General features: G+C 25.1%; 25 protein-coding genes and 1 riboswitch. Of the genes, 8 read left to right on the forward strand and 17 right to left on the reverse strand.

Going from position 1 to position 19742, the window contains the following annotated elements; genetic code table 11:
• Positions 1-167 precede the first annotated feature (167 nt).
• The 4 genes from ABHC41_RS11640 to ABHC41_RS11655 all read right to left on the reverse strand — a co-directional run bounded on the left by ABHC41_RS11640 (position 168) and on the right by ABHC41_RS11655 (position 3055).
• Positions 168-839: a response regulator transcription factor gene (locus ABHC41_RS11640; RefSeq protein ID WP_195237734.1), complete on the reverse strand. Its 672-nt coding sequence runs from the start codon at positions 837-839 to the stop codon at positions 168-170.
• Positions 840-858: 19 nt separating this feature from the next.
• Entirely contained in the window at positions 859-1134 is a 276-nt protein-coding gene (locus ABHC41_RS11645; protein WP_195237733.1) for a hypothetical protein, read from the reverse strand.
• 79 nt (positions 1135-1213) lie between these two features.
• Positions 1214-2149, reverse strand: coding sequence for a dipeptidase (locus tag ABHC41_RS11650; protein WP_092925901.1), 936 nt, complete (start codon positions 2147-2149; stop codon positions 1214-1216).
• A 90-nt stretch (positions 2150-2239) separates the two neighbouring features.
• Positions 2240-3055 (reverse strand): Mrp/NBP35 family ATP-binding protein, encoded by an 816-nt coding sequence (locus ABHC41_RS11655; RefSeq protein WP_195237732.1) that lies wholly within the window; start codon positions 3053-3055, stop codon positions 2240-2242.
• A gap of 488 nt (positions 3056-3543) precedes the next feature.
• On the opposite strand from ABHC41_RS11655, the gene ABHC41_RS11660 reads away from it, so the two are divergent.
• Positions 3544-4368: a thermonuclease family protein gene (locus ABHC41_RS11660; protein ID WP_195237730.1), complete on the forward strand. Its 825-nt coding sequence runs from the start codon at positions 3544-3546 to the stop codon at positions 4366-4368.
• A 124-nt stretch (positions 4369-4492) separates the two neighbouring features.
• On the opposite strand, the gene ABHC41_RS11665 is transcribed toward ABHC41_RS11660, so the two are convergent.
• A complete protein-coding gene (locus ABHC41_RS11665; RefSeq protein ID WP_166505384.1) occupies positions 4493-4657 on the reverse strand; it encodes a hypothetical protein in 165 nt (54 codons plus the stop codon).
• A gap of 52 nt (positions 4658-4709) precedes the next feature.
• A complete protein-coding gene (locus ABHC41_RS11670; protein WP_271892911.1) occupies positions 4710-5960 on the reverse strand; it encodes a chloride channel protein in 1251 nt (416 codons plus the stop codon).
• A gap of 176 nt (positions 5961-6136) precedes the next feature.
• On the opposite strand from ABHC41_RS11670, the gene ABHC41_RS11675 reads away from it, so the two are divergent.
• The gene (locus ABHC41_RS11675; RefSeq protein WP_207733551.1) at positions 6137-6304 is read left to right on the forward strand and encodes a hypothetical protein; all 168 of its coding nucleotides are present in this window, start codon (positions 6137-6139) and stop codon (positions 6302-6304) included.
• Positions 6305-6337: 33 nt separating this feature from the next.
• On the opposite strand, the gene ABHC41_RS11680 is transcribed toward ABHC41_RS11675, so the two are convergent.
• A complete protein-coding gene (locus ABHC41_RS11680) occupies positions 6338-6958 on the reverse strand; it encodes an HAD-IA family hydrolase (RefSeq protein ID WP_271892908.1) in 621 nt (206 codons plus the stop codon).
• A gap of 60 nt (positions 6959-7018) precedes the next feature.
• The gene (locus ABHC41_RS11685; protein WP_195237726.1) at positions 7019-7426 is read right to left on the reverse strand and encodes a hypothetical protein; all 408 of its coding nucleotides are present in this window, start codon (positions 7424-7426) and stop codon (positions 7019-7021) included.
• Between the two features lie 270 nt (positions 7427-7696).
• Between ABHC41_RS11685 and ABHC41_RS11690 the strand changes: the two genes are divergently transcribed.
• Entirely contained in the window at positions 7697-8242 is a 546-nt protein-coding gene (locus ABHC41_RS11690; protein WP_240276264.1) for a peptidylprolyl isomerase, read from the forward strand.
• A gap of 99 nt (positions 8243-8341) precedes the next feature.
• Here ABHC41_RS11690 and add read toward each other — a convergent pair whose 3' ends face one another.
• Positions 8342-9328, reverse strand: coding sequence for an adenosine deaminase (gene add / locus ABHC41_RS11695; RefSeq protein WP_092925913.1), 987 nt, complete (start codon positions 9326-9328; stop codon positions 8342-8344).
• An 81-nt stretch (positions 9329-9409) separates the two neighbouring features.
• A riboswitch (purine riboswitch) is annotated at positions 9410-9509 on the reverse strand.
• A gap of 109 nt (positions 9510-9618) precedes the next feature.
• Between add and ABHC41_RS11700 the strand changes: the two genes are divergently transcribed.
• Both ABHC41_RS11700 and ABHC41_RS11705 read left to right on the forward strand, forming a co-directional pair.
• Positions 9619-10347, forward strand: a complete 729-nt coding sequence (locus ABHC41_RS11700; RefSeq protein WP_166505378.1) for a SprT family zinc-dependent metalloprotease — start codon at positions 9619-9621, stop codon at positions 10345-10347.
• Positions 10348-10485: 138 nt separating this feature from the next.
• Positions 10486-11262, forward strand: a complete 777-nt coding sequence (locus ABHC41_RS11705) for a hypothetical protein (RefSeq protein ID WP_092925916.1) — start codon at positions 10486-10488, stop codon at positions 11260-11262.
• 515 nt (positions 11263-11777) lie between these two features.
• Here ABHC41_RS11705 and ABHC41_RS11710 read toward each other — a convergent pair.
• Genes ABHC41_RS11710 through ABHC41_RS11720 form a run of 3 tightly spaced genes read right to left on the reverse strand, consistent with a single transcriptional unit; the run spans position 11778 to position 12882 of the window.
• Positions 11778-12344 (reverse strand): manganese catalase family protein, encoded by a 567-nt coding sequence (locus tag ABHC41_RS11710; RefSeq protein ID WP_195237722.1) that lies wholly within the window; start codon positions 12342-12344, stop codon positions 11778-11780.
• 53 nt (positions 12345-12397) lie between these two features.
• Positions 12398-12661 carry a spore coat protein CotJB gene (locus tag ABHC41_RS11715; RefSeq protein ID WP_195237720.1) on the reverse strand — a complete coding sequence of 88 codons (264 nt, stop codon included), beginning with the start codon at positions 12659-12661 and terminating at the stop codon, positions 12398-12400.
• Positions 12658-12882, reverse strand: coding sequence for a spore coat associated protein CotJA (locus ABHC41_RS11720; protein WP_195237718.1), 225 nt, complete (start codon positions 12880-12882; stop codon positions 12658-12660). The genes ABHC41_RS11715 and ABHC41_RS11720 overlap by 4 nt, the downstream gene beginning before the upstream one ends.
• Before the next feature lie 589 nt (positions 12883-13471).
• Between ABHC41_RS11720 and ABHC41_RS11725 the strand changes: the two genes are divergently transcribed.
• Positions 13472-13612, forward strand: a complete 141-nt coding sequence (locus ABHC41_RS11725) for a hypothetical protein (RefSeq protein ID WP_195237716.1) — start codon at positions 13472-13474, stop codon at positions 13610-13612.
• Positions 13613-13922: 310 nt separating this feature from the next.
• Positions 13923-14108: an integrase gene (locus ABHC41_RS11730; RefSeq protein ID WP_195237714.1), complete on the forward strand. Its 186-nt coding sequence runs from the start codon at positions 13923-13925 to the stop codon at positions 14106-14108.
• 115 nt (positions 14109-14223) lie between these two features.
• Here ABHC41_RS11730 and ABHC41_RS11735 read toward each other — a convergent pair whose 3' ends face one another.
• From ABHC41_RS11735 to ABHC41_RS11745, 3 genes are all read right to left on the reverse strand, one after another.
• Positions 14224-15096: a MurR/RpiR family transcriptional regulator gene (locus ABHC41_RS11735; RefSeq protein ID WP_092925918.1), complete on the reverse strand. Its 873-nt coding sequence runs from the start codon at positions 15094-15096 to the stop codon at positions 14224-14226.
• A 269-nt stretch (positions 15097-15365) separates the two neighbouring features.
• Positions 15366-15947, reverse strand: a complete 582-nt coding sequence (locus tag ABHC41_RS11740) for a class I SAM-dependent methyltransferase (RefSeq protein ID WP_195237712.1) — start codon at positions 15945-15947, stop codon at positions 15366-15368.
• Between the two features lie 7 nt (positions 15948-15954).
• Positions 15955-16671 (reverse strand): pseudouridine synthase, encoded by a 717-nt coding sequence (locus tag ABHC41_RS11745; protein WP_166505374.1) that lies wholly within the window; start codon positions 16669-16671, stop codon positions 15955-15957.
• Between the two features lie 175 nt (positions 16672-16846).
• Here ABHC41_RS11745 and ABHC41_RS11750 point away from each other — a divergent pair, with 175 nt between their 5' ends.
• Positions 16847-17941 (forward strand): AI-2E family transporter, encoded by a 1095-nt coding sequence (locus ABHC41_RS11750; RefSeq protein ID WP_195237710.1) that lies wholly within the window; start codon positions 16847-16849, stop codon positions 17939-17941.
• Positions 17942-18055: 114 nt separating this feature from the next.
• Here the strand turns inward: ABHC41_RS11750 and ABHC41_RS11755 are convergent, their stop codons facing one another.
• Positions 18056-18724 (reverse strand): tetratricopeptide repeat protein, encoded by a 669-nt coding sequence (locus tag ABHC41_RS11755; RefSeq protein WP_166505372.1) that lies wholly within the window; start codon positions 18722-18724, stop codon positions 18056-18058.
• Positions 18725-19019: 295 nt separating this feature from the next.
• Complete coding sequence (locus tag ABHC41_RS11760; protein WP_092925928.1) at positions 19020-19637, reverse strand: hypothetical protein; 618 nt, start codon at positions 19635-19637, stop codon at positions 19020-19022.
• Positions 19638-19742: the final 105 nt, after the last annotated feature.

A 19742-nucleotide genomic window follows, 5' to 3' on the forward strand; every position in this document is an offset into this window, starting at 1 on the left:
AAAAAATACATATGTACTTAGTATGAATGACATTGTATCAAATTATAATACAGATAAATTATATGAAGATATAGTTACATAAAACAAGATAATCTGTCGTTTTAAAAAACATATATAATATATTTTAAGTATAATAAAAAAAGTGCAACTAAATTAGTTACACTTTTTTATTTCATTATATACCCAAGTCCTCTTCTAGTCTCTATATAATCCTTAAGACCTATTTCTTCTAATTTTTTTCTAAGTCTATTTATATTTACAGATAGTGTATTATCATCAACATATAAGTCTGAATTCCACATGTAGTTCATTAATTCTTCTCTAGTTACTATTTTCTCTTTGTTTTTTATAAGGTAAGATAATATCTTTATATCATTTTTACTAATTTCTAAAGAACCTATAGATGATTTTACAGTTCCCTTTGATAGGTTTAAACTTAAATCCTTGAATTCAAGAATATCCATATTTTCTGAATCATTATAAACTCTTTTTAATACAGAACTTATACGTGCTAAAAGTATTTGTGTATTATAAGGTTTAGTTACAAAATCATCTGCACCTAAATTTATACTCATAAGTTCATCTACTTCATTGTCTCTACTTGTAACTATTATTATTGGTATATTAGAAATTTTTCTTATCTCTCTACATATATAAAATCCATCATATATAGGTAAATTAATATCTAATAATATCAAATGTGGTTTTTCATTTTCTATATCATTTATTATATTTTCAAACTTGTCTGATGCAAATACTTCATAACCATATCTATTAAGTAATGCTTTTAACTCTTCTCTTATAGTCTTTGAATCTTCTATAATCATTAGCTTTTTCATATTTTGTCTCCTTATATGACTACTTAACTTCAATTATACATACATTAGTCTGTGGTGGTATACTTAAGGTCATAATGTTAGAATGATATGCGACTACAAAGTCTCCTATATTTAAATCTTTAACAGATATTTCATTATACTCGTTATCTAGTATTAAAGTTTTATCAGAATATACAAGCCTTGTATAAGTGTATATATTACCTGGCTCTTCGCCTATAGTTATAAATATATACTCACCGTTTTCAAAAATAGTTATATCAATTATAACTCCTTTTTTATAGCTAGCATATTTCATAATATACCTCCTAAAACTCATTTTAATGTATGATATTCTTTAGATTTATATTATGTTAATCTATTCTTTTTAAAACTTTTTAGAGAACATCCTTTATAACTCTTAATGCATTTTTATACATCATTTTATCGATTTCACATTCTTTAAATCCAGCTTTTTTTAGTGAGTAATAAAGTTTTTCCATTTCACCTATATCATAAACTTCGACTGCATTTTCTATTCCATCAAAATCACTTCCTATAGAAATTACATCTATTCCACCAATATTTGCTATATGTTTTATATGATATATTATATCATCTATTTTAGTTATGGAGCTTTTTCCTGTAAAATAACTACAGAAATTTATTCCCATAACACCACCACTATTTGCTAATATTTTTATCATATCATCACTTAGATTTCTAGTTACATTAGTTATACTTCTAGCATTTGAATGTGATGCTACAAATGGCTTTTTAGATATATTCGCTACATCATAAAACCCTCCATCATTTAAATGAGAGACATCTATTATCATATTAAGTTCGTTCATGCATTCAACTACTTTTTTCCCAAATGGCTTTAAAGAATTGTATCTAAAATCGTGATTATTATGAGGATAACCTATTTCATTTTCATAATTCCAAGTTAATGTTATTAATCTAACACCTTTATCATGTATTTTATATAAATTATCTATATTTCCATTTATAGCTCCTCCTTCTTCGATTGAAAGAATTGCTGATATTTTATTATTATTAATATTAGATACTATATCCTGATAACTTGTTACTAGACCTATATACTTCCTATTTTTAATTATCTCTTTATTAAATTTTTCATACATGTCTTCAAACCTTTTATATGGATCTAACCTATATTTATTTAGGTCAAAATATAATGCAAATACTTGTAAAATAGAATTTGATTTTCTTAACTTTTTTATGTCTACAGAAAAATTATTTTCATATAAATCTTTATCTTCTTCCAACAATCTATCTATTGTATCACAATGTAAATCTATAAGCTTCATAATAGTCATCTCCCTTATCTTAATTATATATTAGATTATAGATTTAAAATAAAAATAAAGCTACTAATTTAGCAGCTTTATTTTTATTAATTATTTTATATTATTCACTATACCTGTTAGTATACTATCTAATTCCATACTTATTTCATTTACTCCATTGTGAGTTATATTTATTATTTCTTTAGTCATAGGAAGTTCTCCAAGTAACTTTAAATTCATTTCACTCAAGAATTTTTCAGTTTCTTCTCCTTCAAATAACTTTATTTTTTTATCGCAATCAGGACATTGTATATAGCTCATATTTTCAACTACACCTAATATATCAATATTTAGCATTTTGGCCATATTAACAGCTTTGGCAACTATCATTGATATCATATCTTGAGGAACTGATACCATTACTATTCCAGTTAAAGGAATAGACTGCATAACAGTTAGTGCCACATCTCCTGTACCTGGAGGCATATCTATTAATAAATAATCTAAATCTTCCCACATAACATCTCTATAAAATTGCTTTACAGTATTTCCTATTAATGGACCTTTCCAAACTATTGGCTGATTTTCATTATCTACCATGTAATTTACAGACATAGTTTTTATATTTTCTTTAGTTATTATAGGGTATATATCTTTGCCATTTGGAGATATAGCTCTCTCATTTGATACTCCCATAAGCCTTGGAATACTAGGTCCTGTTATATCAGAATCAAGAATCCCAACCTTATATCCCATTTTATTTAATTTCTTAGCAAGTAGTGCTGTTACAGTTGATTTACCAACGCCACCTTTACCACTCATAACACCTATAACTTTTTTTATATTATTTTTTGGATTATTTTCTATATTACAAGTAGATTGGCTCTTACAACTTGATTTTGATGGACATGAACTACAATTTGACATTTGTATCCTCCTAAAAGTTTTAGTTTATCTAAATTTTAAATTATATATAATATTATTTAATGACTATATACCCATTATATCCTTATATAAACATTTTTAGGCACAAATTTTGTATAGGTTAAAAATCTTTTTATAGATAAATCTATTATTTGAAAGGATATACTATATGAACAACTTTAAAAAAGGTGAATACAAAAAAACTATAGAATATGCTAAAAAGCTTCTTAATAATAATGTAGACATGACAGATATAGTAGCTAAAACTAATTTAAGTGAGTAACAAGTAAAAGATATTATGATAAAAAAAGAAAAAGAGTTAAATGATAAACAAGATAAGTTTTTTACATATATGAAATTTTTTATTTGTTATAGTTTATAAAAGTATTTTAAATTTTCATGAACAAATTTCATCATTTTACTACAAAATAGTTGCATTAAATTTAATATAAATAGTATTATATATAAAGTATGTAAAAGAGGTGAATTAAATGAAAATTTTAGAAAAACTAAAATATAAAAGAAGTTTACTATCTATTGTAATATCAATACCATTATTTTTTGCAGGATGTACTAGTAAAACTTCTAATTCTAAAGTATTAGATAGTCAAATTTCTAATCATAAGAGTAATGTAAGTCAAAGTTTAGATGTAAATTCTAAAGATGTAATAAAAGCTACTGTTGATAGAGTTGTAGATGGAGATACAGTTGAAATAATACTTCCTAATAATAAAGAAGTTGATACTAGATTATTATTAATAGATACTCCAGAAACTAAGCATCCAAATCTTGGTGTACAAAAATATGGTCCGGAAGCTTCTGAATTTGCTAAATCATTGCTAAAAAAAGGAGATACTGTTTACTTTGAACTTGATGGAAAAACTTCAACAGATAAATATGGAAGATATCTTGGATATTTATGGTATACATGCCCTGAACACAAAAAATTAGAAATGTATAATGAAAGAGTTGTAGAAGAAGGATTAGCAAGAGTTGGCTATATATACAACCAAACTAAACATCTTGATGCACTAAATAAAACTCAAAGCGAAGCTAAATCTAATAAGTTAAATATCTGGTCAATTAATGGGTATGTAACTGATAAAGGATATGATATGTCTAAGATAAATGAAGAGGAAAGTTCTAATACTATAAATTCAAATGATAAAAATGTAGTATATGCTAATGGTGGTAATAGTAAGTCTAACTCCTATCATAAATCAAGAACTTCTCATGGAATGAAGGGCGCTATAAAATTGACTGAAAAAGAAGCTTTAAATAAAGGTTACAGTCCATGTTCTAAATGTTTTAAATAAAAAGTACTATTTACATATATATTTTTTAATTTAATATTATTTATTAGAGAATAAAATTAGAAAAAGTACTTACTAAAGTTATTTAACTTTAGTAAGTACTTTTTCCTTTCATTTTACATGGATATTATTTAATTATCGTATATATTCCATCACAATCAGAGCATTTATAATCTGGCTCTTTATTTTCAGTAATTTGAACTGATATAGATTTACATTTATTACATTTTAACTTATAAATATTCCCTTTTTCTAAAAGTGAATCTATTAAAATATTACCCTTTTTACTCATATTTTTCCCTACCTTTTAATAATATGTATTCTTATATTATCATATATTCTCTTTAAGTATATATATCTTCTTCATCTGGTTTAAATAATGAATTTTTCTGAGATGTATATATAGTACTTCTACCTGCAAACACATAGCTTATTGCACAAACTATAAATAGATATTCTATATTCGAAGAACCAAATAGCTCGATTCCCATTATAAATGATGATATAGGAGTTTTGGTTGCTCCAGCAAATACAGCTATCATACCCATACCTGCTAAAAATGAAATAGGTAATCCAACTATTCCAGCAAGTAAATTTCCAAGTGTAGCGCCTATTACAAATAATGGAGTTACCTCACCACCTTGAAAACCTACAGCTAAAGTAAGTGAAGTTAATACTAGTTTTATTATAAATGAATCTTTAGAAACTACTGTTGTAAATGAATCACTTAGTAAATCCAAACTTAATCCTAAATATATTCTGGTTCCAAGTATTAATACAATAATTATAATTATTATTCCGCCTATAAAACTTTTTAAAGTTGAATTTGGTATTTTTTTGCTAAAAAATTTCTTTAATTCATGTGTAAGTTCTGCAAATAGTTTACTTGTAAGACCAAATAAAGCCGCACACAATATTACCTTAAAAAATACATCAACGCCACCTATAACATCAACTACATTGTAATGACTGTGGTGAACATTAAGTAATTTAGCTATAAAATTTCCAATATAACTTGATACAAAACATGGTATTATAGCTTCGTATCTCATTTTGCCAATAGAGCTTACCTCAAGTCCAAATACGGTACCTGCTATAGGTGTTCCAAACACTACTCCAAAACCACTGCTAACTCCACTTATTATTAATATTGTATAATCTAATCCTTTTAATTTTAGTATTCTACCTATCTTTGCTGAAATACTTGCACCTATTTGTACTCCAGTACCTTCTCTACCTGCTGACCCACCAAATAAATGAGTAATAAATGTTCCAAAAAATACCAGTGGAGCCATCCTAAACGGTATATGGCCTTGACCTTCATTAATTCTTTCAATTATAAGGTTATTTCCCTTAGCTGAGTCTCTTCCAAACTTGGCATATAAATAACTTACTAATGCTCCTCCTAATGGAAGTAGGTATAAAAGCCAAGGATTAGATTTTCTTGTATTTGTTGCAAATTGTAAACAATTTAAAAATAAAGATATTACTAATCCAACTACAGCACCAGATATAGATGCTAGCACAAACCATCTTAGAAAGGAAATTAATATCAAGCTACTTTCTTTGATGTGAACCTTAATTTTATGCAACATTTTCACCTCTTATTTCGTTAAATTTCTATTTTTGTACTAACAATATAATACTCTTTTTATTATGGAAGTCAACATTTTTACTTTTTATAAATATGATTTTATATACTTTCACAATAAATATTTTATAAATTATATAGACATACTAACTATAAAGATATGATAGTAGAAAAATTGTTATGAAGAAAAATACTAGTTTAGAATTTAATTCAGAGAGTAATGTCAAAATGACTAATACTACTAAAAAAAGGTTAGAAGGTACTTGCCTTCTTTTGAAAAAAGATCTAAGATGTTTAAAAATGAGAAAAATAAAAAGTATACAAATAAATTTAAATAATAAAAAATAGATTATGGTTATATAACCATAATTTATTTTATCTTTATATAAAATTTAATATATCACTAGGTTCATTTAAACTTATAGTTGCATTTATATTTTTATCTACAGCTCCCCATAAAGCTAAAGCAAAGTCTACTTCACAATTATTAGAACAATTATAGTCCGATATGGAGTCCCCTACATATAATGTATCATATGGATTTATATTTAGCATTTCCATTACTTTTTTTAGTGGTTCTGGGTGTGGCTTATGATATTTTGTATCTTCTTCTAATACTATAGCACTCATATACTCATGAAGTCCTGTAGGCATAAAGTCAATTTCATATTGAGACTTATTTTTAGAACTTACAATGCCACATATTATATTTTTAGAGTGCATATGTTTTATAATATCTTTAATGCCATCATAGAGTGTTGCCTTTTTTTCATATTCATTTACATACTGAACCCATTTTTCATAAGATTTGTCAATATTATTAAAACCTAATATCTCTAAAGTTTTCTTTCCTGGAAGACCCAAGGCAAATAAAAGACTTTCATATGTCATATCTATTTCTTTTTCTTCTTTAATTAGCTTGATTAATGGATATATGTTCATATTTGCTGTATTTAATATAGTACCATCAATATCAAATATTATATTTTTATATTTTTTCATTATATCCCCCCCTTTCCATTTTATAGTACCTTATTTTATATGTATTTTCTACATATCATTTTAGTATTCTAAATTATTTAGATTATACTTTGATAATTCTTTTTTCAATATTTCTCCCTGTTCCTTCGTTATTATATTTTTAGATACAATATTATCTACATTTTTTATTTTAAGTGCATTTTTTTGATATTTATACTTATTGATATGAGCTTCATATCTTTTATTTTCCATTTTATCAGATATATATTTGTTTATAGCTTTAGCATCTGTGTTACTTAATACTTTTTCTTGTCTAAGTTTTTCTATACAGATTCTCCATATAAACTCTGCTCTTTTTACTTTTTGTTGCTCTACGGTAAATTTGTACTCCATTATAGGTTCATTTGCATAAGAATTTATATTAACTGATATAACTAAAAATAAAAATACTATACAAAGTATTGATATGTATTTTTGTATTTTTTTCATGTCTTTACCTCCATAATGTAAAAAGTATTTTTAGTTTATATATAAATATTTTACATATTATATGTAGTAATTTATATATAATGCTAAAATAAAAATTCATATTGGAAAAATATAGATATATCAATCTTTTATTAATTTTTTTATGCTATAATAAAACGACTAAAATTTAATTAGGATGGTGATTTTATGAGAACTAAAACAAAGAAAGGTTTTATAGGAGCTTTAGTTGCAGGAGCTTTAGCTTTAGTTGGATGTTCTTCAAATGATGAAATGGCTGATGAGGTTAGAACTCCACCTGAAAAGCTTCCTATTGCTACTATAATATTTAAAGACTTTGGAACTATTAAGGCTGAACTATACCCTCATATAGCCCCAAATACAGTTAGTAACTTTATATACTTAGCTAATAATGGTTTTTATGATGGCTTGACTTTTCATAGAGTAATAAAAGACTTTATGATTCAAGGTGGGGACCCTGATGGCACTGGTATGGGTGGCCCTGGATATAGTATTTATGGAGAATTTACTAAGAATAAGTTTAAAAATGATTTAAAGCATACTAAAGGAGTATTATCTATGGCTAGAAGTCAAAATAAAAATAGTGCTGGAAGTCAATTCTTTATAATGACTAAGGATTCTCCTCACTTAGACGGCCAATATGCTTCTTTTGGTAAGGTTGTTAACGGGATAGATGTAGTTTCTAAAATAGAAAATGTTGAGACTGACAAAAATGATATGCCTACTAGAAAAGTAATTATAGAGTCAATTAAAGTAGATACATTTGGTACTACTTATGATGAACCTAAAAAAATGTAGCCATATTCTACTTGTAGAATAATTTATTAAACTATAATAAATTATTTCAAATAAATATCACTTCTTGGATAATTTATCTAGCCAAGAAGTGGTCTTTATTTATATAAAGCTTTTTAACCAGTTTTTAGTTTCTTCATCAGAAAATGTTGCTTCTACTGTATTTAAGTATATATTTTTATACTCTATTTTATTAATATTAAACTTCCTGAATATTAAATCTATCTCATTTGTTAAATCTATATTAGATACTGTTCGATTATCTGTATTTAACGTTACATATATTCCATCTTTATAAAAATCATATAATGGATAATTATTAAAATCATCTATTGCTTTAGTTTGAATATTACTTGTTGGGCACATTTCAAGATATACTTTGTTTGATTTTACTAAATCATAAGCTTCTTTCATATCTTTTATTCTAACACCATGGCCTATTCTTTTTGCACCTAGTAAATTTATAGCATCTATAACATTTTGACCACTTGCAGCTTCCCCTGCATGTATTGTTACATTATATCCATACTCTCTAGCTTTATCTATTACAGGTTTAAATTTATTGCAAAATCTTTCTTCCTCACATCCTGCTAAATCTATAGCTACTACTCCCTTATTTATAAATCTTTTCCCTGCTTCTACAACTTTAAGTCCATCTTCTACACTCATAGTTCTTAAACAAGATAATATTACATTACCCTTTATATCATATATATTTTGAGCTTCTTTTATTCCGTCTATTACACTTTGTATTATCTCTTCTACACTTAGTCCTTTATTAGTGTGTAAAAGTGGTGCAAACCTAACCTCTATATATTTTACATTTTCTCTTTGTGCATCTTCTAAAAGTTCAAAAGCTATTTGCTTTAAGCTTACTTTACTTTGCATTACTTTATTTGGTAAGTCAAATTTCTCTAAGTATTCATTAAGCGATGCACAATCTTTTTTTATCATTACCAATTCTTTTATTTCATTTTCTTTATATGAAGGTATCTCTATATTTTCCCTCTTTGCTATATCTATTATTGTTTGTGGTCTAACACTCCCATCTAAGTGACAATGTAGTTCTATTTTGGGTAATCTTCTCATAATAAATTGCCTCCCTAATGTTTTATATTTTTAGTTTTTTGTATAAAAAAATTCTTGATCACAAAGAAGTTTATACATTAAAATCAAGTAAAACTCCTTCGTAATCAAGAATTATAGGTTCTTGGTAGAAACTCCCAAACCATATTATTGGGATTATACGTAGACTATTTAAATTGTTTATTTCTAATGATTTTATTATCTTTTTATAGCATTGTCAATATATTTTTATATTAATAATCTATTTTTTTATGTAAAATAAAGTTAATACATTTATTTGGAGGGTTAAACCATTGCATGAAATTAAATACAAAGATAATTCTATAAAATATTCTATAATAAAAAAATCTAATATAAAAAATATTTATATTAAAGTTAAATATCCTGGTATAGTTACTGTAACTTCACCAAGTGATATATCTAATTTCCATATTAATGATTTATTAAAATCTAAGATTCATTGGATATTAAATAAATTACATGAACTTGATGAGATAAATTTTAGTACAAAAAAACTTGAACTTATAGATGGGGATAATATTTATTACCTTGGAAGTCCATATACATTAAGAATTAATAATAATAAATTCTTATCTAAAAATAGTATATATTTAAAAGAAAATGAGTTTATAGTAGACATAAGTTCTCATATAGGTATATCAAATAGACGTAATGTGATTTATGAATTACTCAAAGAATGGTTTATAACTTCTGGTAATAAAAAAATTAAAGAAAGATTAAATATATACTCTAAAATTTTAAATATATATCCTGAAAATATTAAAGTTAAAGAACAAAAGACTACGTGGGGGACTTGCTCTTCTCTAGGTAATATATACATAAACTGGAGGATATTTTTAGCGCCTATTGATATTATTGATTATGTATTAGTGCATGAGTTATGTCATTTAAAACATATGAATCATTCAAAAGAGTTTTGGAACTTAGTTGAAAGTGTAATACCAAATTATAAAAATAAAAGAAAGTACCTGAGAGATAATTCAAATAAATTAAAAATATAGTTATCTTGTAATACTAGGTAAAATTTATCTTAACTAAAAATGTATATCATCATTAACTTTGGCAAAAATTATTAAATACATAATTACTTACTTTCTATATGTAAATGAAGTATTTAATTTTAAAAGCTGGAGGATATAATGAATAAATTTAAAAATGAAAATATACTAATAGGTGCATTTCTTATTTTATTGTCACTATTTTTGCACTATATACATTACTTAATATTTAAAGATGCTCATCACACTTTGATATTTTTATTTGCAGATATAGCCTTTATACCTATGGAAGTATTTTTCACAACATTATTTATAGACAAATTACTAGAAAAAAGAGAAAGAGCGCATATAGTAGAAAAGCTTAGTTTACTAATAGGCGTATTCTTTACAGAGATAGGAACTAAATTACTGAATCAGTTTACTATTTGTGATAAAAATATTAGTAATATTGGAAATATGGTTGATTTAGATAGACTAATAAATGATGTTGATTATTTTAAAAATATTAAATTAATTACATCTAAATATGACTATAAAATTGATTTAAATAATATTGACTTAACTGTAATAAAAGATTCTCTTCATGAAAGCAAGAACTTACTTGTAATTTTAATAAGTAATGAATATTTACACGATCACGAAACTTTTACAGAAACTATTATGGCACTTTTTCACTTAAAAGAAGAAATTGATACTAGATACAATATAGATATTAAAGAATATGAAAAGGAGCATTTGGAAAGTGATATATCTCAAGTTTATCGATATCTAACTTATATGTGGTGTCATTATATCAATTATTTAAGTTATAATTATCCTAGTTTATATGTAAAAGCACTTATAAACAATCCTTTCGATACTCGCTCTAAGAAAGAAAAAGATGAAGTATATTTAAAGCATTTTAATGTATATAAATAATTTATAAACTTAAAAGATTATATAGTACTTAAAAATTAAAAAAATAAGCAATATACCAAAATAAGTATATTGTTTATTTTAAATCCATTCATAAATAGAATATTGTAATTATCATCTAGAAAATCTAAATATATAATTTATTTTTTACAATATGACATACAACTTTTGGCATATGCTTAGTATACACTTATGTTCTACAAGTAAATATATAAGCATAGAGCTACAAACTTGTTTAGTATATATGAACAACTAGTATAATTGGACGTAAGTGACCTGACCATAGTCTATACATTTTGTCTTTGGTCTTTTGTATTAAAATTTATATATAAATATATGTAGAAGTACATAAAAATACTCCCAAACTATTACTCTGGGAGTATTGCAGCAAATGCACTGTAATTATACTTTTCAAACTGGTTACTTAGCCCTTGAAATATGTTAATTTGCTAGCTATATTTTACTAAGATAAAATATAGCTAATATATAAGATTTTTTTATTTAGTATTTTATTAGAATTATTGTCTACATTCTGTAAAGTCGTAAACATCCATTAATGCCTCGCCAAATCTTTGATAGTGTACTACTTCCCTTTCTCCTAAAAATCTAAATATATCTTTCAAATCAGGATCATCAGTTAAATTTATTAATTGGTAATAAGTCGCTAATGCTTTTTGCTCGGCCGCCATATCCTCATGTAAATTAGTTACAGCATCACCAAACACATTAATATAATCAGTTGTAAAGTTTACTCCATTAGCATCTACTGGTTGAAGTCCATGTCCAAATGTTGCATAATTTGCACCTAGTCCAGCAGCCTTAAGTTCTTCAGGAGTACAATTGTTTGTTAATTGATATAGAATTGAAGAAATTATTTCCACATGAGCCATTTCTTCTGTACCTATATCAGTTAAAAGTGCACGAGATTTTCCAGTTGGCATAGTATATCTTTGTTGAAGATATCTAATTGCTGCAGCCAACTCACCATTAGGTCCACCTAATTGGGTCATTATAAGTTTAGCCATCCTTGGATCTGCATATTTTATGTTAACTGGATATTCTAATGTTTTTTGATAAATCCACATTTTAATGTAGTCCTCCTTAATCTATATTTAATATTTTTAATATTTCTATATTTTTATTCATAAAATTCATTATCCCATGGCCAATAACCACATACCCATCTCCATGGATAATTGCTTGGTGAATACCCAAAATTGGTTAATGGTCCATACTTAATTTCATAATCATATCTGGCTTGAGCATACTTATCGCTATATTGGTTGTATGAATTTAAAGCGTTTTTATCTTCTGGATTATTATCTAAATATAAATTTAATTCTATACAAGCAAAACTGTATTCTAAAACTTTATCTAAAAGATTCCTTCTACTTGATCTCATTCACATCTATCCTCTCTATGTTTAAATTTAACTCTATTCATAGGATTTGCGTATAGCCAATCGTTGTAATTGTTAGATTCTATTAAATCTAATTCTGGAAACAAAGTTCCTCTTCTCAATGCAGTTTTTGGATTATATGAATTATTATAAACCTGACGTTTAACATATGGTCTAGCGAATCCACAACCACACTTTAGTTCAACAGTACTTAAATTATCCATGATTGTCCTCCTTAATTTTTTAATTCGTGAACTTATTTTTTAATAATAGTAAATAATCAAATTGATCTTATTTTCATAGTTAAAATTTTTAAATAATCATTCTGAGTTCTCTATAAATTTTGAGAATATAATATCAATTTAATATATAATATTCATTATTTAGACAATTTGTGAATATATTCAATTAAAAAACATAAAGCATCAAATTTTTCAATAAGATACGACATATACTTATATATCAATAGACTATAATGGACCACTGAAGTACGATCTATCTATGATTAATTTAATCATAAGATTATATATAAATTAAACAGTTATAAAGTAAATTCATATGAATCATTTTAGATAATAACATGATTTTTTAATCCAAAAACAAATTATTAAATGTTTATATAATATTTTTTATAATTTATTTCTTATCATATAAAACACATTGAGTAGAATATTACACTTATTTAATAGATTAAGAAAAAATAATTAAACTTATAAAAAGGGGGAATTTTTAATACATTATCATAATAGGAAAATAAAACGTTAAATTTAATATTTAAGAGGATGGACACTCTTAAAAATAAGAAGTGCAAATATGAAATTATTATTTGAAAGGTTAAATTATCTAAAATCATTTAAAAAATTTAACTTTTTGGCCTTTATAGAACCTAATTACTCTGAAATAGTTGACATAATAAATTTATTAGAAGATCACCCTGTAACAGCTAAGAATTAATAAAAATACTTGATAACTTTCAAAAACATATAAAATGTATTCCTGGTAAATCTACACAAAAAATATTAATAAAGGAATTAAGTATTCTATTTTCACATTTCTTTTTAACTGTTGATTTTCTAGTCTTTTTTGTATAACTTCTAATATATATTTCTTTATCATATAAGATTTCTTCATTTTGTTCTAAGTCTAAAATTCAATTCTGAGCTAATGCATTTTATTTTAAGGGCTGTATTATCTGAAAGTTATAGATTAAAAGAGATCAATGAGAATACATGTAATTTTATATAAAAAGATGAATTTGAAGCACATGTTTATACTAAAGAGGAAACATACAAACGTTACATTAGTGTTATTATCTGGAACAAATATTAAAACTGTTGTTAATAGATTAGGACATAGTGATATTAAGATTAGTATGAATAAATATAGTCATGTTTTAGAAGAAATGGACAAAGAGACTTCTATAAATCTTAGTAATATTTTATTTAAATAATTGTCAGTTTTTATATAAATGTCAGTTTACTGCTATTAAATAATATTCAATATAAAAAATAAATAAGCAATATACCCAAGTTTACTGAGAAAGTATATTGCTTATAGAATGTATTCTACTCGTAAACAGAGTATTGATCCCAAATTTTTTCTAAATCACTAAAGTGTTCTTTTATGTCTTCTTTTTCTTTCATACCAACAGATACTATTAAAGCATTAGCTATACTTAATGCAGGTACTAGTGAATCAACAAATGATGCCATATTACTTTTTACTAATAATACATCATCTGCTAAAGATGCAACTGGTGCAAATAAGCTATCTGTTAATGATATTATATGAGCTCCTTTTTCTTTAGCATAACTTACTATTTGATATGACTTTTTAGAATATCTTGGGAAGCTTATAGCTATTATTACATCTTCTTCATTTATTTTTACTATTTGTTCAAATGCGTCCCCCATATCCATTCTTATTATATGAACGTTATCAAGTATTATATCTAAGTAAAAGCCTAAATATTGAGCTATAGTAAATGAACTTCTCATACCTAATATATATATTTTTCTGGCCTTAAGTATCTTATTTGCAGATTCCTCAAATGCTTTTTCATCTATTGTTTCTAGTGTTGATTTTATATTATCTATATCACCTTTTAGTATTTTATTAAGTATTGTACTATCATCTGAATATTCTTTTGCCATTTCCACTCTTTGAACTGTTGTAAGCTTATTTTTTATAAGTTCTTGTAGTGCTTCTTGAAGTTTAGGGTATCCAGAATAACCTAGTGCATTTGCAAACCTTACTACTGTAGATTCACTAACTCCTACTGTTTCCCCCAATTTGCAAGCTGTCATAAAAGCTACTTTATCATAATTTGATAGTATATATTGAGCTATTAGCTTTTGTCCTTTACTAAGTCTTGGATATTGTGCTTGTATGTCTGAGATAAGTTTTTTACTATCTTTTAAGTCTCTAGTATCTTCCATTTCTTTCTCCTTATAATTTATATATTACCAAAATTTCTAAATTCTTTTAGAAATGCCTCTATATTCAAATTTTCTGTATTTTTAATGTCTGATTGAGCATCGAATATTATTATACCACTTTTACATATATATTTTAAATACTCATTTAAAGATTTTTATATAAAAAACATATATAATTTTATTTTTATCTAGCATCATATAATTAATTCATCTTAAGAAATATTTTTTCAAAAATAAATCAGCTAAAAAAACCATGCTTAAAGCATGGCTTAATATTCTTTTTTCTTTTCTATTAAAATAAGCTCTGGTGGATTATTTATTTGATTTATAAATTTACATTCTAATACATTAAACTCACTTTGATTTAAGCTTTTAACAAAATTATATACACAATTTTTTTCTTCTAGCCCGCCTTCATGTCCTGTATAAATTGCAAGACTTATTACACCATGAGGCTTAAGTAGCTTTAAGCTATTCTCTATAGCCTTTATTGTTGTATTTGGCTTTGTTGTAATCATGTGTTTAGCCCTTGGTAAATATCCCAAGTTAAACACAACACATGAAATTTCTTTGTCAATATATTTGTCCATGTTTTCATGACCATCTAAAATAAGCTTTACCCTAGAAGATAACTCTTCTTTTTCTAACTTTTTAGATGTTGATTGTATAGCTTCTTCCTGAACGTCAAAGCTATATACAAAACCACTTTTTCCTACTTTCTTAGCAAGATATGTTGTATCGTAACCATTACCCATAGTAGCATCTACAACTATATCTCCCTCATTTATTATTTGTTCTAGATACAATTTATTTATGTCTATTACCTTAGTTAGATATTTAGCTTTTATCATAATTCACCTACTTTATACCCTTTAAGTATTTTATCTCATCACTAGTTAAGTGTCTGTAGCTTCCTACTTCAGTTTCTTTTAAAGTTATTTTACCCATAGCAACTCTTCTAAGTCTAAGTACTGGATGATTTATAGCTCTACACATCTTTCTTACTTGTCTATTTCTACCTTCATGTATTTTTATTTGACATATTGAATAATTTTTTTCTTCATTTATTTTTACTATTTTAAACTTAGCAGGTGCTGTTTTATAATCTTCTATATACAAACCTTTCTCAAAGTTTTCTATTTCTTCATTAGTTGGTACACCTTTTACTATTGCCATATAAGTTTTATCTATCTCATGTTTTGGATGAGTTAATTTATATGTTAAATCACCATCATTCGTAAGAAGTAATAATCCGCTAGTTTCATAATCTAGTCTTCCAACAGGATATATTCTTTCTTTTATATCAGTTATTAAATCAAGTACACTTGGTCTGTCAAATTGATCTTTTACTGTTGTTATATATCCTTCTGGCTTATTTAAAACTATGTATACTTCTTTTTCATCTAGTCCTATTTTTTCTCCATCTATTTCTACTATATCTTTAGCTTCATCTACCTGAAATGATAATTCTGTTATAATTTTTCCATTTACACTAACTCTACCATCATTTATAAGTTCTTCGGCTTTTCTTCTTGATGCTATACCACAAGACGCTATATATTTATTTATCCTCATATTACACCTTCTCTTTAATATTTTATCATGATAATAATTCACTAATATAAGACTTTTTATTATTACAATTATATATAATAATACATTGTTGTTAAAAACAAAACCCTAATTTTTTTTCGTTTATATGAAATACTATTAATATATCTAATTTAAGTACATTTTTAAGGAGAATATTATGATTTCAAAGGAAAATATAAAGTATTATGTATTTATAGCTTTTATAACTATACTTATATATAAGTTTATAGATTCACCAGAAAATTTATTATCTAATATAAAGGGTTTATTCATGATTCTAAGTCCTTTTTTTATAGGTATTTTATTTTCTCTATTGATAAACCCATTTATGGTATTTCTTGAAAAAAAGTTTAATATTAAAAGAATTTTAAGTCTTTTAATATCTTATATTGGTATTTTTTTATTAGTATCTATCTGTGCTAATATGATAATCCCCTCTTTAATAAATACATTGAGCACTTTATTAAAGGAGATACCTTATTGTATAAATACTTTACATACAGTATTTACTAAGCATATATCTCATTTAGATATATTAAAACTATTGATATATAAAATAGAAGATGGATTAAATATACTATTAAAAGAACTTAATAATTTATCTTCAAAAACTTCCACTGATATCTTAAATTATATACTTAGTATAACTTCTTTATTTTTTAATATTTTAATGGGTATTATATTGTCTTTTTATATATTATATGATAAAGAAAATATAATACTAAGTTGTAAAAATTTATTATACGCTATTACCACTACTAAAAAAGCTAATTCTTTTTTAGAATTTTTTAAAACCTTTAATTATATATTTTATCATTATATAGTTGGTAGAATATTAGACTCATTAATAATAGGAATACTAGCTTTTTTAGGATTTAAGTTTATAATTAAAATTGATAATGCTATATTTTTATCATTTATAATTTTTTTAACTAATATAATACCTTATTTCGGTCCATTTATAGGAGCTATACTACCTATTTCTATGACTTTTCTTTATAGTCCCCTTAAGGCACTTTGGGTATTTGTATTTATTTTTATTCTTCAACAAATAGATGGAAATATAATCGGACCTAAGATTATGGGAGATCAGGTTGGACTTAGTCCACTTTGGGTTATATCTGCAGTACTTATAGGAGGATCATTATTTGGTATATTAGGTGTTTTTTTATCTGTTCCTTTTGCAGCATTAATAAAAATTTGTTTGGGTAAATACATAAACAATCATATAAATATTAAAGATTCAAAATAAGAATTTTCATCAATTAAATATTCTTTTATATTATCTATATGAAATAAAATTTACAATTTAAGTACAATAAATAGCTATGATTTAAATCATAGCTATTTATTGTACTATACAACCTTATTTTAAAATTTTATCTACTATAGTTCGTATTTTTTGTTCTACAGTTTGAGGAATAGGTTGAGTATCTGGATTTGTTGAAGGGATTATAGGAGGTGTTCCCGGTTGATTAGGAACTATTGGTTGTGTTATTTCCATATTTTCTTTTGAGTTTCGCTCTTCTTTTTGCTTTTCTTCAGCTTCTTTTCTTCTATTTTCCTCTTCTTTAGCTAGTATTATAGCTTGAATACTTGAAACTTGCTTTTGTGCATAAATTACACCTTTTTTAGAAGCTTCTTTTGCATTTTCTTTCCTTTCTTTCTGAGCTTTTTGATACTCTTCATCTAATTTTATAAGTTCTTTTTTCTTAGTTAATGCCTCATTTTTAATACTTGATGAACCATCTTTTATATCTTCTATACGTTCAAGTTCTTTTATAGCTTTTTTATAATTTCCTTGATTTTCATATTCATTAGCTTTTTCCATATTAACAGCTTGCATATACATAGCTCTGGCCTCATCATCTGCACTATCGGCCTGTAATGCATCTGCTAATATGTCCCTAGCTTTATCATATTCATGTTTTTCTAAAGCAACTTTTCCCTGACTAACTAAATCATCGTCTTCTTTAGAACAACCTACCATTACAATTGATATCAATGATAATAGTAAAATTAATTTTAATTTCATTAAATCCCTCCTTATTATCTAGTAATAATTCTATCATATTTGTTGTTCATATAGGAGAAAATATCGAAATTAATATTTTTAAAAACTTTTTTGTTTTATTTTTAGCTAAAGTGTTGTAAATATTCATTTAGAAACCTAATTTTTTAGCTATTATCACTTTAATTAAAAACTTTCTGCAATGTGTTGTATATTTGATATTATTAAAAATATGATTAAACATATTTAAAGTGTAGGCATAATAAATATCTACACTTTTTTAATATTAAATACTATATTATATATAAATACAAATCTTTTATATATATCTAAACAATTTATTTAAAAATATATCTACTATTTCAACTTCACCATCTAACTTATTTACCCTACTTCTTTGTAAATCATCTATTTCTTCCCCTGTTATAACTAATACTTTTGGAGTTTCAAAAAAAGGTATTGTTGATTTTTTTATTTTTTCATCCATGTTTTCATACTTAGAAGTGTTTAATTTCTCATCTATTTTTATGTCTATCAAGATTTGCTTTATATCTCCATATTTATCAATATATTCTACAAATAAATCATACTTTGAATTTCCTACTGATATATTTCTATAGAATCTTTTTATATCATATCCATTATTATTTAGTTTGATTGCCACTTCTGATCCAACAACTACCTTTATAAGTTCTTTACCTTTGTATTGTTTACTTCCATTTAGGTAATATACATATGAATTGTCTTTATACCCTGAATAATTTATATTACATGGATACTTTCTAAGTGTATAATCATTGCACATCTTTCTTAAAGTTTTTTTAAAAGATTTTTTTTTGAATTTCTTCCTTGTCCCAAAAACTTTTCCAAATTGATTTTCCGTCATACACCTAACTCTACTTACTAAAATCAATATCTCTTTTTCTATCCCAAGCATATTGTCTATCTCCTTGAAGTTATTTGATATTAAAGGTCATATATTATTATATTAAGCAAGTACTATAAAATTTACAAATTTTAGGTGATTTATTTAAAAATTCAA

It is taken from the genome of Romboutsia sp. 1001216sp1 (assembly GCF_039841805.1).
Lineage (GTDB): Bacteria > Bacillota > Clostridia > Peptostreptococcales > Peptostreptococcaceae > Romboutsia_C > Romboutsia_C hominis.

Bases quoted from the DNA above. Each gene is read 5' to 3' on its own strand.
- ABHC41_RS11640 (WP_195237734.1), bottom strand. From the start codon at position 839: ATGAAAAAGCTAATGATTATAGAAGATTCAAAGACTATAAGAGAAGAG.
- ABHC41_RS11645 (WP_195237733.1), bottom strand. From the start codon at position 1,134: ATGAAATATGCTAGCTATAAAAAAGGAGTTATAATTGATATAACTATT.
- ABHC41_RS11650 (WP_092925901.1), bottom strand. From the start codon at position 2,149: ATGAAGCTTATAGATTTACATTGTGATACAATAGATAGATTGTTGGAA.
- ABHC41_RS11655 (WP_195237732.1), bottom strand. From the start codon at position 3,055: ATGTCAAATTGTAGTTCATGTCCATCAAAATCAAGTTGTAAGAGCCAA.
- ABHC41_RS11660 (WP_195237730.1), top strand. From the start codon at position 3,544: ATGAAAATTTTAGAAAAACTAAAATATAAAAGAAGTTTACTATCTATT.
- ABHC41_RS11665 (WP_166505384.1), bottom strand. From the start codon at position 4,657: ATGAGTAAAAAGGGTAATATTTTAATAGATTCACTTTTAGAAAAAGGG.
- ABHC41_RS11670 (WP_271892911.1), bottom strand. From the start codon at position 5,960: ATGTTGCATAAAATTAAGGTTCACATCAAAGAAAGTAGCTTGATATTA.
- ABHC41_RS11675 (WP_207733551.1), top strand. From the start codon at position 6,137: ATGAAGAAAAATACTAGTTTAGAATTTAATTCAGAGAGTAATGTCAAA.
- ABHC41_RS11680 (WP_271892908.1), bottom strand. From the start codon at position 6,958: ATGAAAAAATATAAAAATATAATATTTGATATTGATGGTACTATATTA.
- ABHC41_RS11685 (WP_195237726.1), bottom strand. From the start codon at position 7,426: ATGAAAAAAATACAAAAATACATATCAATACTTTGTATAGTATTTTTA.
- ABHC41_RS11690 (WP_240276264.1), top strand. From the start codon at position 7,697: ATGGCTGATGAGGTTAGAACTCCACCTGAAAAGCTTCCTATTGCTACT.
- add (WP_092925913.1), bottom strand. From the start codon at position 9,328: ATGAGAAGATTACCCAAAATAGAACTACATTGTCACTTAGATGGGAGT.
- ABHC41_RS11705 (WP_092925916.1), top strand. From the start codon at position 10,486: ATGAATAAATTTAAAAATGAAAATATACTAATAGGTGCATTTCTTATT.
- ABHC41_RS11710 (WP_195237722.1), bottom strand. From the start codon at position 12,344: ATGTGGATTTATCAAAAAACATTAGAATATCCAGTTAACATAAAATAT.
- ABHC41_RS11715 (WP_195237720.1), bottom strand. From the start codon at position 12,661: ATGAGATCAAGTAGAAGGAATCTTTTAGATAAAGTTTTAGAATACAGT.
- ABHC41_RS11720 (WP_195237718.1), bottom strand. From the start codon at position 12,882: ATGGATAATTTAAGTACTGTTGAACTAAAGTGTGGTTGTGGATTCGCT.
- ABHC41_RS11725 (WP_195237716.1), top strand. From the start codon at position 13,472: ATGAAATTATTATTTGAAAGGTTAAATTATCTAAAATCATTTAAAAAA.
- ABHC41_RS11730 (WP_195237714.1), top strand. From the start codon at position 13,923: ATGTTTATACTAAAGAGGAAACATACAAACGTTACATTAGTGTTATTA.
- ABHC41_RS11735 (WP_092925918.1), bottom strand. From the start codon at position 15,096: ATGGAAGATACTAGAGACTTAAAAGATAGTAAAAAACTTATCTCAGAC.
- ABHC41_RS11740 (WP_195237712.1), bottom strand. From the start codon at position 15,947: ATGATAAAAGCTAAATATCTAACTAAGGTAATAGACATAAATAAATTG.
- ABHC41_RS11745 (WP_166505374.1), bottom strand. From the start codon at position 16,671: ATGAGGATAAATAAATATATAGCGTCTTGTGGTATAGCATCAAGAAGA.
- ABHC41_RS11750 (WP_195237710.1), top strand. From the start codon at position 16,847: ATGATTTCAAAGGAAAATATAAAGTATTATGTATTTATAGCTTTTATA.
- ABHC41_RS11755 (WP_166505372.1), bottom strand. From the start codon at position 18,724: ATGAAATTAAAATTAATTTTACTATTATCATTGATATCAATTGTAATG.
- ABHC41_RS11760 (WP_092925928.1), bottom strand. From the start codon at position 19,637: ATGCTTGGGATAGAAAAAGAGATATTGATTTTAGTAAGTAGAGTTAGG.